Here is a 12697-nt window from a genome sequence, read left to right as displayed (position 1 = left end):
TCGGGCACCTTCTCCCCGTTTTGACGGGGAGAAGGAGATAGGCGACCTCGCAGCCTTCCTTCCAGCCCATCAACTGGCGAGGGTACAGAGGTCGTTCCCTCTCCCCGTTCCAACGGAGAGAGGGCTAGGGTGAGGGGCAATGCGGCATATACCGTCGCCGTCATCATGCCAGCACCTCGAAGCGCTTCAATTCCTGCGGCGCCCCGACCGTTTCCAGATAGAAGCGGATCAGCAGGTTCTTTGCCGTCAGCTGGCGGTATTCGGCCGTGGCACGCCAGTCGGTCAGCGGCTTGTAGTCGGCGTCGAAGGCATTGCGTGCGGCGGTGACCGTCGCCTCCGTCCAGGGCTTGCCGATCAACTCGGCCTCGACCGTGCGGGCGCGCTTCGGCGTTGCGGCCATGCCGCCGAAGGCGATGCGGATATCGGCAACATTGCCGGCATCGTCCAGCGCCAGGAGGAAAGCGCCACAGGCGGCCGAGATATCCTCGTCGCGGCGCTTGGAAATCTTGTACACGGCGAAATGCGTATCGACGGCCGGGTAGGGGACAAAGATTCCTTCCACGAACTCGCCGGGATGGCGATCCTGCTTGCCGTAATCGATGAAGAAATCTTCCAGCAGCAGGCTGCGGGTGCCTGCCGTCGAGCGAAGCCTCACCGTTGCGCCGAGCGCGATCAGTGGCGGAGGGCTATCGCCGATCGGCGAGCCGTTGGCGATGTTGCCGCCGATGGTGCCCATGTTGCGCACCTGCTCGCCGCCGATGCGGTTGATAAGGCCGGCAAACGCAGGAATCTTTTCGCTGATGGCCGCAAAGGCGCGGCTGTAGGTGACACCGGCGCCGATGCTCAGCCCATCGTCTTCCACGGAGATTTTCTGCAGATCGGCCAGATGGTTGATGAAGACGACCGGATTGAGCCGGCGCATCTGCTTCGTCACCCACAGGCCGACATCGGTCGAGCCGGCGACGACGGTCGCCTTCGGCTCGTCGGCGAGCACCTGGGCCAAGGCGGAGACGGAACCCGGCACGATCAGGCGATCCTCGCCTTCGGTAATGGTGATCGTGTCGCCGCCCTGCATCGCCCAGAGGCGGGCGATGATATCCGCTCTTGTCCTTTCGAGCGGGTCGAAGAGCGCGCTCGGCCGCTTCTGGCTGACCTGCTCGGCCGCCTTGACGATCGGCTCGTAGCCCGTGCATCGACAGAGATTGCCCTGAAGCGACTTTTCGATCTGCGCCCGGCTTGGGTTTTCCGTCGAAAGCCAGAGGCCGTAGAGCGACATGATGAAGCCCGGCGTGCAGAAGCCGCATTGCGAACCGTGGCAATCGACCATGGCCTGCTGCACCGGATGCAGGGTGCCGTTCTGCGCTGCCAGATGTTCGACGGTAACGACGTGGGTTGCATGCAGAGAGCCGACGAAGCGGATGCAGGCATTGACCGACTCATAGTGCAGCCCGCCGTCGATCAGCCGTCCCACAAGCACCGTGCAGGCGCCGCAGTCGCCTTCCGCGCATCCTTCCTTCGTTCCCGTCAGCCGCCGCTTGAGACGCAGGAAGTCGAGCAGCGTCTCGGTGGGGCGCAGACTTGATAGCGTAATATCCTCGCCGTTGAGGATAAAGCGGATGCTGTCGCTCATGTCGTTCCCGTTTATTATCTGTTGGTCGGGCCGGATATGAACCCGGCCCTAACCGTATATGGTTATTCCGCGGTCCAGCCACCGTCAATCGAGACGTGTGTGCCGGTCACCTGACGCGCCTCGTCGCTGGCGAGATAGAGCGACAGGGCGCCGATCTCCTCGGCCTTGACGAATTCGTGCGTGGGCTGGGCCTTGAGAATGACTTCGTTCTTCACCTGCTCCTCGGTCATGCCGCGGGCCTTGGCCGTATCCGGGATCTGCTTTTCGACGAGCGGGGTCAGGACGTAGCCGGGGCAAATGGCATTCACCGTGACGCCGAATTCGGCAAGCTCGAGCGCTGCCGTCTTGGTCAGGCCCAATATACCATGCTTTGCGGCGACATAGGCGGATTTGAAGGGAGAGGCGACCAGGCCGTGCGCCGAGGCGATATTGATGATGCGGCCGTATTTCCTGGCTTTCATCAGCGGGATGGCGGCGCGGATGGTGTGGAAGGAACTGGAGAGGTTGATCGCGATGATCTGGTCCCACTTCTCGATCGGGAAATCCTCGATCTTCTCGACATGCTGAATGCCGGCATTGTTGACCAGGACATCGACGCTGCCGAAGGTGGAATTGGCGGTCGCGATCAGGTCGGCGATCTCGGCGGGCTTCGTCATGTCGGCCGGATGATAGATCACCTTGCCGCCGCCGGAGGCTTCGAGCTTGGCCTTGATGGCGTCGATCTCTTCGGGCTTTCCGAAACCGTTGATGACGACGTTATCGCCCTTGGCGGCGAAGGCGGTCGCGATGGCGAGGCCGATACCGCTCGTGGAACCGGTGACGACAACTGTTCTTGCCATGATCTTCTCCTTGGACAGCGCAGCTTTCTGCTGCAGTGCAAAACGCTCCGAGCCTAGTCCCAAACGCCCGGATATGGCAATCGCATTGCAGCCGGTTCCTTCAGCAGCACCTTGCTCCGCGATACGATGAACAAGAAAGCGCATCTTTCAGCGAAAAATTTCGTTTTGCTTTCTTTTCACATTCGTTTTGCTCGCGTATCTGTTGTTTCGGGATGCAATACGCGGGAGGAATGCATGAGCGGATATGTCTTGGCGATCGATCAGGGAACCACATCGACGCGGGCTATCGTTTTCGACGGCAAGATGAAGGTTGCCGGCGTCGGGCAGAAGGAGTTCACCCAGCACTATCCCAAGCCTGGCTGGGTCGAGCACGATCCGGAGGAAATCTGGTCGTCCGTTGTCTTGACCGTCCGCAAGGCCATCGAGGCCGCCGGCATTACTGCCAAGGAGATAGCCGCGCTCGGCATCACCAACCAGCGCGAGACCGTCGTCGCCTGGGATCGCGACACGGGAAAGCCGATTCACAACGCCATCGTCTGGCAGGATCGCCGCACGGCAAGCTATTGCGAGAAGCTGAAACGTCAGGGCCTGGAGAAGCTGTTCACCGGCCGCACCGGTCTGCTGCTCGATCCCTATTTCTCCGGCACCAAACTTTCCTGGTTGCTGACCAATGTGAAGGGTGCGCGCGTGCGCGCTGCCAAGGGCGAGCTCTGCTTCGGGACCATCGATACCTTCCTCATCTGGCGGCTGACGGGGGGCAAAAGCTTCGTCACCGACGCCACCAACGCTTCGCGGACGCTGATGTACAATATCGGCACCAACGAATGGGACGAGGAGCTGCTGGACATCCTGCGCATTCCCTCGGCGATGCTGCCCGAGGTGAAGGATTGCGCCGCCGATTTCGGCGTGACGGACGCTTCGCTCTTCGGTGCCGAAATCCCGATTCTCGGCGTTGCCGGCGATCAGCAGGCAGCGACGATCGGCCAGGCCTGCTTCGAGCGCGGCATGATGAAATCCACCTATGGCACTGGCTGCTTCGCGCTGCTGAACACCGGCACGGACATGGTGCGCTCCAGGAACCGCCTGCTGACCACCATCGCCTACCGGCTGAACGGCGAGACGACCTATGCGCTTGAGGGATCGATCTTCATCGCGGGAGCCGCCGTGCAATGGCTGCGCGACGGCTTGAAGACGATCCAGCGCGCCTCCGATTCCGGAGACCTGGCGGCCAAGGCCGATCCATTGCAGGAGGTTTATCTCGTGCCGGCCTTCACCGGTCTCGGCGCTCCCCACTGGGACCCGGATGCCCGAGGCGCAATCTTCGGCCTCACGCGCAACACCGGCCCCGCGGAAATCGTCCGGGCAGCGCTCGAGGCCGTCTGCTACCAGTCGCGCGATCTGCTCGATGCCATGCACAAGGATTGGCGCAACGGCAGCGGGCGGGATACGGTCCTGCGCGTCGACGGCGGCATGGTCGCCTCGGACTGGACGATGCAGCGGCTTGCCGACTTGTTGGACGCACCCGTCGATCGGCCGACCATTCTCGAAACGACCGCCCTCGGCGCCGCCTGGCTGGCGGGCAGTCGTGCCGGCGTCTGGCCGGATCGCGCCGGTTTTGCCAAGGCCTGGGCGCGCGATCGCCGCTTCGAGCCCGTTATGGACGACAGGACACGAAAAGCCAAACTCAAGGGGTGGAGGAACGCGGTTTCGCGCACTTTGAGTACACGGCAGGGGTGACGGCGCGGTGTCGATGCTCACCATAGGTTATATCGTGTAAGATTTCTTTATTTTGCTTATATAAGAAAACACAGCGATACTCATGTCGTCCGTGGTTCGGGAGTCGATTCCGAATCGCACTTCGCGGGATCGATTCCCCAGGGAACGGGAACCTTCTGAGAGACGACAAAGCGTGTAATGGCTGCTCGACTGAAAGAACTGAAGAAACATATCTATAGGCGGATCAAGTATCGTCTAACCCGACCGGAGCCGCCGGTGCTGGCCGAGCGGTTCAATGGACCGGTTGTCGTAGTCGGATCGGCGCCGATATCGCACAAGCCGGTGGGTTATGACGGCACCTTTCGGGTTATCACCATCAACGGATCGCAGGTGGTGACGAAGGGATGGGGGATAGAGGCGCCTGACGTCACCCTCCTTCAATTCAACCAGATCGAAGGAACGAACACCAACGCCGTCGAGGTGCGCCGCGTCCTGAACGGCGAGCGGGCGAGAATGCTTTATGTGCTCCTGTGGCGGAAAGAGTTTCAACGGCTCCAAGACGGGCTGGAGGCATTCAACTACCGTTACGACAAGCTCGAGATCGTCGATCGTTACCGGCGCATGGCGCTTCTGGACCGGGTCGGCGGCGTGAAGTGCAGCGAGATCGGAGCCGACGACAAATGCTCCAACGGCATCAACGCCGTGCTCTTTGCGCTCTATAACGGCGCGACCGAAGTGATTATCACCGGCATCAACCCCGATTCCGGCGGCCATGTCTACAACAGGGAAAATCTTGCCCGATCGCATGTCCGCAAGGACCGCGAAATTCTCGAGCGGCTGATCGAGCGCGGCTATCCGGTGTTCACTGCGGATCCGGAAGTATCGCAATCCATCGGCCTGCCGTTATGGACAGGAAAGGCGAAGGCCGGCCGGACGCCTGCGTCCGATGCCAAAGCCAGGCGGCCCGCCTCGACAAAGACCGCGGTCGTCAATTCATTCTTGAGTTAAAGGCTCGCCAGCCGTGGGTTGGCGGCTGACGAATGTCATGGTTTCATGCCAAGATTACAGCATGGAATCACGCGCTCATCCGAAAGCCGATCTGCTGATCCCGCCGCCATTGCGGCCGGGCGACAAGGTGCGCTTTGTGTCGCCCGCAAGCCCGCCCGAAAAGGACAGGGTCCTTCGGAATGCCGAAATACTGCGGGGCTGGGGGCTGCGGGTCGATTTTGGCGAGCACGCCTTCTGCAAGCACGACTATCTTGCCGGCACCGACGAGCAGCGACTGGCGGATCTCAATGCCGCGCTTCGCGACCCCGATGTTCGGGCGATCTTCACCACACGCGGAGGCAAGGGATCCTACCGGATCGCCGATCGACTGGATTTTTCGGCGGCCCGTGGGGACCCGAAGTTCGTCATCGGTTTCAGCGACATCACGGCATTGCATCTCAGCCTCCTGAAGAACTGCCGTCAGGCCGGCATTCACGGCGCGTTTTCTATCGGGCCGAACGAAGAGGAGGTCAGCCCCTATACGCGCGATTCGCTGCGACGGGCGCTGATGACCACGGAAGACGTCGTCATCCATTCACGCCTGGAAGAGCCGACCTCCCGCCTGACGACCGCCGGAACGGCCAGAGGTCCGCTCATCGGCGGCAATCTCGATATGGTCGCGACATCTGCCGGCTGGGCATTGCCGGATCTGCACGGCGCCATTCTTCTGCTCGAAGCCATTGGCTTGTATCGCGGCCAGGTGGATCGGCAGATGACGATGCTGCGCAAGGCGGGCCATCTGGATGGTTTGGCGGGTGTTGCCATCGGCCAGTTCACCGATTTCGAGTTCGATCGCCGTTATTCGGTGATCGATATCCTGCGCGAACATCTGGCCGAGCTAGGCGTGCCGATTCTTGGCGGCCTGCCGCTCGGGCACGGCAACAGCCCTGCGAGTATTTTGCTCGGTGCCGTCGCGGAACTTGACGCAGAAGCGGGAACATTGGCGATCCGGCGCGGCCGCAGCTGATGTCTTTCCATAACAAAATTTTTGACGCTGCCTGTCGGAGCAGATGATATTCCTTCGTCTTTACTGGAGAAGGAGGTCCTCATGCTCTACGCAATCCTATGCTACAACGACGAAGATACCGTGTTCGCCTGGTCCAAGGAGCAGGAGGAGGCAACCATGGCGCGGCTGATCGCCGTGCAGGAGCCGCTGCGAGAGGCCGGCAAGCTTGGCCCCGTAGCGCGGCTCATGCCGACGACGGCAGCAACGACCTTGCGCAAGGGCAAGAACGAGCCGCTTGTCATCGACGGTCCCTTTGCCGAAACGAAAGAGCAGTTGCTGGGCTTCTATGTCATCGATTTCGAAACCCTGGACGAAGCCATCGGCTTTTCGAAAGAGCTTGCCGAGGCCAATCCCGGCGTCGGTTCCTACGAGATCCGGCCGCTTTATGCCTTCAGGCCGGGGACGGTTGCGACATGACGGATCTTGCCTGGATCGACATCGCGCTCACCAATTCCCGGCCACAGGTGCTGGGGGCGCTGCTGCGCTATTTCCGCAATCTCGATATTGCCGAGGAGGCCTTTCAGGAGGCTTGCCTCAGGGCGCTGAAGACCTGGCCCGACAAGGGGCCGCCGCGCGACCCGGCGGCCTGGCTGATCTTCGTCGGCCGCAACAGCGGCATCGACACCACGCGCAAGCAGGCGAGATTGCAGAGCCTGCCGGACGAAGAGACGATCTCCGATACGGGCGATGCCGAGAGCGATCTGGCCGAGCGTCTCGACGGTTCCGGATACCGTGACGATATTCTGAGGCTGCTGTTCATCTGCTGCCATCCGGACTTGCCGGCGACGCAGCAGATCGCTCTGGCGCTGCGTATCGTCTCAGGCCTTTCGGTGCCGCAGATCGCTCGAGCATTTCTGGTCGGCGACAGCGCGATGGAACAGCGCATCACGCGGGCGAAAGCGCGCGTGGCCGCCGCCGGCGTGCCTTTCGAGACGCCGGGCGCCGTCGAACGCAGCGAGCGGCTGACGCTTGTCAGCGCCATGATCTACCTCATCTACAATGAAGGCTATTCGGCCGGCGGAACGCATCGAGAGGCCGCCGCTTTCGCCGACGAGGCGATCCGGCTCGGCCGGCTGCTTTTGCGGATCTTTCCGTCCGAGCCGGAGACCATGGCGTTGCTGGCACTGATGCTGCTGCAGCAATCGCGCAAGGCGGCACGCTTCGATGCCGACGGGCAGATCATCCTTCTGGAAGAGCAAGACCGCTCGCTGTGGGACCGGGCACTGATCGACGAGGCGCTTGCTCTTCTCGACAAGGCGATCCGCCATCGCCGGCCTGGTCCCTATCAGGTGCAGGCGGCGATCGCGGCGCTGCATTCCAGGGCAAAACGTGCCGTGGAGACGGACTGGGAAGAGATCGACCTGCTTTATCAGACGCTGGAAAGGTTGGCGCCGTCTCCGGTCGTCACGCTCAATCGCGCCGTCGCTCTTTCCAAATTGAAGGGGCCGGAGGCGGCTCTTGCACTGATAGCGCCGCTGCAGGAACAGCTCGACAGCTATTTTTATTTTCACGGCGTAAGGGGTGGCCTGCTGGTGCAATTGAACCGGCCGCAGGAGGCTCATGTCGCCTTTGACAGGGCAATCGCACTGGCGCGCTCGCCTGCTGAAGCCGCCCATATCCGCCATCAGCTCGATCGACTGAGCGCGGATGCTGTTGTCGCTACGAAATAATCGGAAAACTCGTTCCCGGGCTGTCGGGAAGCGGCAACCACGAGCGTCCTTGGAGCACAGGCCCCGTCGCACCAGAAGAGGAACAGGAACATGACTGAGCAGACCCAGCGCCACGAACTCTCGTTGACTCGTGTCATCGACGCGCCGCGCGAAAAAATCTTCCGCTGCTGGACGGAGCAAGAACTTCTCAAGCAATGGTTTGCGCCGCTGCCGTGGACGGTATCCGCGGCAACGATCGACGTTCGCGCAGGCGGTTCGAGTTCGGTCACCATGCGCAGCCCCGAGGGCGAGGATTATCCTGGCAACGGCGTGTATCTGGAGGTCGTTCCCAACGAACGGATCGTTTTCACCGATGCCTTTACCAGCGCCTGGGTGCCGTCGGCAAAGCCTTTCATGACGGCGACGATCCAGCTTGACGATCTCGGCGGCGGCAAGACCCGCTACACGGCCACGGTCCTGCATTGGTCGGCCGAGGATCGCGAGACGCATGAGAAGATGGGCTTCCATGAGGGGTGGGGCCAGTGTGCCGATCAGCTCGCCGCGCTGGCGGCCAAGATCTGAATTTGCGATTCAATTCCGGGGGATACGAACATGTCTTATGCAGTCGATTCATCTTCATCTTCGGCCACGCGGGCCCAGCGCGTGGCCGGCACGATCCTCAGCGGGCTCATCGTTGCCTTCCTTGTGTTGGATGGCGTGATCAAGCTCGTTCCGCTTCCCGTCGTCACGGAGACGATGGCGGGGCTCGGCTACTCCGCCGATCCAGCACTTGCGCGGCTGCTCGGCGTCATCACACTCGGCTGTGCCATTCTCTATGCGATCCCGAGGACTTCCGTCCTCGGTGCGATCCTGCTGACCGGCCTTCTCGGCGGTGCGATCGCGACCCATCTGCGGGTCGGCAGCCCGATCTTTTCGCATTTGTTGTTCGGCGTCTATGTCGGCGTGATCGCCTGGGGCGGACTTTATCTTCGCTATGAAGCGGTTCGTAAAATGATTCCGTTCTTTCAGCGAAGCTTTTGATTTCGGATTCGATTTGCTAAGGCTCGCTCGTCGGGGAAGGAGAGCGAGCCATGCCGCAAGTGATCATCGCGCCGGTCAGGCAATCGGATGCCGACGACCTGATCGCAGCCAACATCGCCAGCCGCATCCATCATGCACCATGGGCCTATCCCTTCCTTGATCGCGACGGTTTCGACGCATGGTTCGGCCAGACGATCACCGGCCCGAACATAGGGCTGGTGGCGCGCGATCCAGGCTCCGGCGGTATCGTCGGCGTGGTCAATATCAGCCAGATGGTTTGGGGCGGCTTCCGCAGCGCCTTTCTCGGTTATCACGGCATGGTGGGCTTTGCCGGTCGCGGCTTGATGACGGAGGCGGTCCGCCTGGCGGTGGATCATGCGTTCGATGCCGTCGGCCTGCATCGACTGGAGGCGAATATCCAGCCGGCAAACGGCCCGTCCATCGCGCTTGTGAAGAGGCTGGGCTTCCGCAAGGAAGGGTTCTCGCCCAAATACCTGAAGATCGGCGGCGTCTGGTGCGATCACGAACGCTGGGCGTTGCTGTCGGACGACCCGCGTTCCTGATGTCTTTGGGAGCGTGAAAGTCGCGCTATCTGGCGGAAAGCTCCAGAAAGCCATTGACTGCGCGGAGCGAAGAGGCGAAAGCGAGCTTACGCCTCCTGCAGAACCGTTGTGCAGGGCGCGACAGTGCCGGAAGCCGTAAATGATCGTCTCGACCGAAGAAGAACTGACAAAGCTGAAAGAGATCGGCCGCATCTGCGCCAATGCGCTGCAGGCCATGGCCGCTGCGCTCGAACCGGGCATCACCACGCTGGAGTTGGATGCGATCGGCCGCAAGGTGCTGGAAGATGCCGGCGCGCAATCGGCGCCGGAGCTGGTCTACAAGTTCCCCGGCGCGACCTGCATCAGCGTCAACGAGGAAGTGGCCCACGGCATTCCCGGCCCGCGCATCATCCGGGCGGGAGATCTGGTCAATCTCGACGTTTCGGCCGAGAAGGACGGCTTCTTTTCCGATACGGGCGCATCCTTCGCCGTGCCGCCCGTCAAGCCGAAGATCGAACGCCTCTGCCGGGACGGCAAGCGGGCGCTCTGGGTCGGTCTCAATCAGGTGCGCAGCGGTACGCCGCTTGCGAAGATCGGGCAGGCCGTCGGCGCCTTTGCGCAAAAGAACCGCTATACGCTGATCGCCAATCTGGCGAGCCACGGCATCGGCCGTTCGCTGCACGAAGAGCCCGCCGAGGTTTCCACCTGGGCGGACCCTTCCGAGGACAGGATCATGGAGGACGGCCTGGTTTTCACCGTCGAGCCGTTTCTTTCGCTCGGCGCGAGCTGGGCAGAGGGTGGCGACGACGCATGGACGCTCTATGCCGATCCGCAGGCACCCACGGTCCAGTACGAACATACGATCATTGCCACCCGCAACGGGCCGGTCATCCTGACCTTGCCGGACGCCTGACGTCTCCGCTTAGTCGTCCGTCTTCGGCTCTCCGCCGGCCTTCGTCTCACCGCGAATGATATCGGCGGCTGCGCGCTCGAGGATTGCCGCGATGCGCGCACCCTCGGCCTTGCTCCAAGGGAACTTCGAGCGAAGTGCGGAGCGGAGAAGATGGCGAGCGCGATGCACGTCGCCCGCGCCATGCCGATCGAACGGGCTATCCCGGCCGTCGTCGTCACCGCCATCGAAAACCTCGCGGACGCGGGCCATCTTCTCGCCGATGGAGGCGAGCTTGGCGAGCGTCACCTCAACCAGGTCGCGGTTATCGTCGACGCGCTTCTGGCCGCTTTCGGTGATGCGGTAGAGTTTCTTCGTTCCGCTCACCTCGACTTCCGTCTGCCCGGTCTCTTCCAGATAGGTGAGGGCGGGGTAAATCACGCCTGGGCTCGGCACGTAGAAGCCGCCGGAGCGCTCCTCGAAAGTCTTGATCAGTTCATAGCCATGGCGCGGCTGCTCGGAAAGCAGGGCGAGGATGATGAGCTGCAGGTCGGCCGCATCGAACTTGCGGCCGGTGCGAAACCCGCCGCCGAACATGCCGCCCTTGAAGCCTCTCATGAAGTCTCTCCTGTGCTCGCCGCGCGATTCACGGTCTCGGCCATGTCGTAGGATATATGCCTCGACCATGTCAAAGCCATCTCCGAACATGCGATCTCTGAAACCTCTCATATCGTTTCTCCTTGTGAAGTGTGAGGGTTTATATCGTTCGTCATGTCGTACGATATATATCGTAAGATAGTATTCTGCAAGAGGGCGACTTATCGACACCGACAATTGCCGAAAGGGTCGCTCAAATGGGGAGGGAACTCATCCAATGGGTGAAAATTCGTTGCTGAACAACTGCATCACGATCATGGGATAAGCGATTACATCTACGTAAGAATAGGTCACCGCCGGTTGCCGCTCCCGGCGAACTGTCCTAGGCTCGCCGCAAATTGACGTCATTTGTGGTCGTTCGAACCAACAGGAAGCCTAACCGTCGTGTTCCATTCTTTCTTCCCGAATCCGAGATTGTTCTTTTCCTCAGCGGTCGTCTGGGCGCTCGTCTGCGTCTTCCTGTGGTATCTCGTCGGCGCAAATATCGTTGCGTCCATGGGCTATCCGCCGCTGCCGGAAGAGCAGCAGCCGGTCGGGGCGGCATTTTTTGCTGCTCCCAGCAATTTCCTGTTTTATATTTACTTTATCCTCGCCGCTGCCGTCTTTTGCGGCTTCTGGCATGTGGTTTCGAAGAGCAACCCCTGGGTCGTCTGGTCGGTATGGGGGTCTGCTTTCATCGTCTTCATCACCTACTTCGGTGTTCAGATCGACGTGGCGGTAAACGTATGGCGCAGGCCTTTCTTTGACCTTCTGCAGAATGCCCTCGGCGGAAAGCCTGGCGTCACGGATGGGGATTTCTATGGATTGCTCTGGGCGTTCACGCAGCTCGGTATGGTGGGCGTAGCGGTGAGCGTTGTTTCATCGTTCTTCCTGAGCCACTATCTCTTCCGCTGGCGTTGGGCGATGAACAATTTCTACATGTCGAAATGGGAAAAGCTTCGCCACATCGAAGGTGCATCGCAGCGTGTCCAGGAGGACACCATGCGCTTTGCCACCAACCTCGAAGGGCTTGGCGTCAGCCTGATCGGCTCCGTCATGACGCTCATCGTCTTCCTGCCGATCCTGCTGGAACTGTCGAAATATGTGACCGATCTGCCGATCATCGGCGCCATCCCGTATTCGCTTGTTTGGCTTGCGCTGATCTGGTCGGTGTTCGGCACCTTCCTGCTTGCGCTCTTCGGGATCAAGCTGCCGGGATTGAACTTCCGCAACCAGCGCGTCGAGGCAGCCTACCGCAAGGAACTTGTCTACGGCGAGGATCGCGAGGATCGCGCACAGCCGCCCACCGTGAAGGAGCTCTTCTCCAACGTTCGGCGTAACTATTTCCGCATGTATTTTCACTACGCGTATTTCAACGTCGCGCGTTATTCATACGGCCAGATCGATGCGATCTTCCTGTATTTCGTGCTGGTGCCGACCTTCGTTGCCCACAAGATCACGCTCGGTATCTGGCAGCAGATCGCCACGGCGTTCGGCCAGGTCAGCAATTCCTTCCAGTATCTCGTCAGCTCCTGGACGACGATCATCGAGCTGCTGTCGATCCACAAGCGCCTGAAAGCCTTCGAGGCTGCAATTGACGATGTGCCGCTGCCGAAGATCGACCAGACTTACCTGGAACGAGACACGTCCGTCGTTCACGTCGACGGCTGATGAAAAAGGCCCCGGAAACGGGGCCTTTTTC

13 protein-coding genes are annotated in these 12697 nt (G+C 61.1%); 10 read left to right on the top strand and 3 right to left on the bottom strand.

What is annotated here, in order from left to right:
- Nucleotides 1–163: 163 nt before the first annotated feature.
- Together xdhA and GR212_RS18240 are read right to left on the bottom strand one after the other, a co-directional pair.
- On the bottom strand, nt 164–1630 hold the full coding sequence (gene xdhA, locus GR212_RS18245; RefSeq protein WP_163987998.1) for a xanthine dehydrogenase small subunit: 1467 nt from the start codon (nt 1628–1630) through the stop codon (nt 164–166).
- Nucleotides 1631–1692: 62 nt separating this feature from the next.
- The gene (locus GR212_RS18240) at nt 1693–2469 is read right to left on the bottom strand and encodes a 3-hydroxybutyrate dehydrogenase (RefSeq protein WP_163987996.1); all 777 of its coding nucleotides are present in this window, start codon (nt 2467–2469) and stop codon (nt 1693–1695) included.
- 234 nt (nt 2470–2703) lie between these two features.
- On the opposite strand from GR212_RS18240, the gene glpK reads away from it, so the two are divergent.
- The 9 genes from glpK (at nt 2704) to map (ending at nt 10383) form a co-directional block, all read left to right on the top strand.
- Complete coding sequence (gene glpK, locus GR212_RS18235; RefSeq protein WP_163987994.1) at nt 2704–4206, top strand: glycerol kinase GlpK; 1503 nt, start codon at nt 2704–2706, stop codon at nt 4204–4206.
- Between the two features lie 177 nt (nt 4207–4383).
- Nucleotides 4384–5193, top strand: a complete 810-nt coding sequence (locus tag GR212_RS18230) for a membrane-anchored protein (protein WP_163987992.1) — start codon at nt 4384–4386, stop codon at nt 5191–5193.
- A 61-nt stretch (nt 5194–5254) separates the two neighbouring features.
- Complete coding sequence (locus GR212_RS18225) at nt 5255–6199, top strand: S66 peptidase family protein (protein ID WP_163987981.1); 945 nt, start codon at nt 5255–5257, stop codon at nt 6197–6199.
- Between the two features lie 81 nt (nt 6200–6280).
- Nucleotides 6281–6655, top strand: coding sequence for a YciI family protein (locus GR212_RS18220; RefSeq protein WP_163987980.1), 375 nt, complete (start codon nt 6281–6283; stop codon nt 6653–6655).
- Entirely contained in the window at nt 6652–7908 is a 1257-nt protein-coding gene (locus tag GR212_RS18215) for an RNA polymerase sigma factor (protein WP_163987979.1), read from the top strand. The genes GR212_RS18220 and GR212_RS18215 overlap by 4 nt, the downstream gene beginning before the upstream one ends.
- A 90-nt stretch (nt 7909–7998) precedes the next feature.
- Nucleotides 7999–8469, top strand: a complete 471-nt coding sequence (locus GR212_RS18210; protein ID WP_163987978.1) for an SRPBCC family protein — start codon at nt 7999–8001, stop codon at nt 8467–8469.
- 30 nt (nt 8470–8499) lie between these two features.
- The gene (locus GR212_RS18205) at nt 8500–8928 is read left to right on the top strand and encodes a DoxX family protein (RefSeq protein ID WP_163987977.1); all 429 of its coding nucleotides are present in this window, start codon (nt 8500–8502) and stop codon (nt 8926–8928) included.
- 50 nt (nt 8929–8978) lie between these two features.
- Entirely contained in the window at nt 8979–9491 is a 513-nt protein-coding gene (locus tag GR212_RS18200) for a GNAT family N-acetyltransferase (protein ID WP_163987976.1), read from the top strand.
- Nucleotides 9492–9630: 139 nt separating this feature from the next.
- Nucleotides 9631–10383 carry a type I methionyl aminopeptidase gene (gene map, locus GR212_RS18195; protein WP_163987975.1) on the top strand — a complete coding sequence of 251 codons (753 nt, stop codon included), beginning with the start codon at nt 9631–9633 and terminating at the stop codon, nt 10381–10383.
- Between the two features lie 9 nt (nt 10384–10392).
- Here the strand turns inward: map and GR212_RS18190 are convergent, their stop codons facing one another.
- Nucleotides 10393–10977 (bottom strand): PadR family transcriptional regulator, encoded by a 585-nt coding sequence (locus tag GR212_RS18190; RefSeq protein WP_163987974.1) that lies wholly within the window; start codon nt 10975–10977, stop codon nt 10393–10395.
- A 423-nt stretch (nt 10978–11400) separates the two neighbouring features.
- On the opposite strand from GR212_RS18190, the gene sbmA reads away from it, so the two are divergent.
- Nucleotides 11401–12666: a peptide antibiotic transporter SbmA gene (gene sbmA, locus GR212_RS18185; RefSeq protein WP_163987973.1), complete on the top strand. Its 1266-nt coding sequence runs from the start codon at nt 11401–11403 to the stop codon at nt 12664–12666.
- Nucleotides 12667–12697 lie beyond the last annotated feature (31 nt).

Origin of the sequence: Martinezella lusitana (assembly GCF_010668395.1) — a bacterium.
In the GTDB taxonomy this organism is placed as follows: domain Bacteria; phylum Pseudomonadota; class Alphaproteobacteria; order Rhizobiales; family Rhizobiaceae; genus Rhizobium; species Rhizobium lusitanum_A.
Note: the sequence above shows the minus strand (reverse complement) of the source record. Positions and strands in the feature narration are given on the sequence as shown.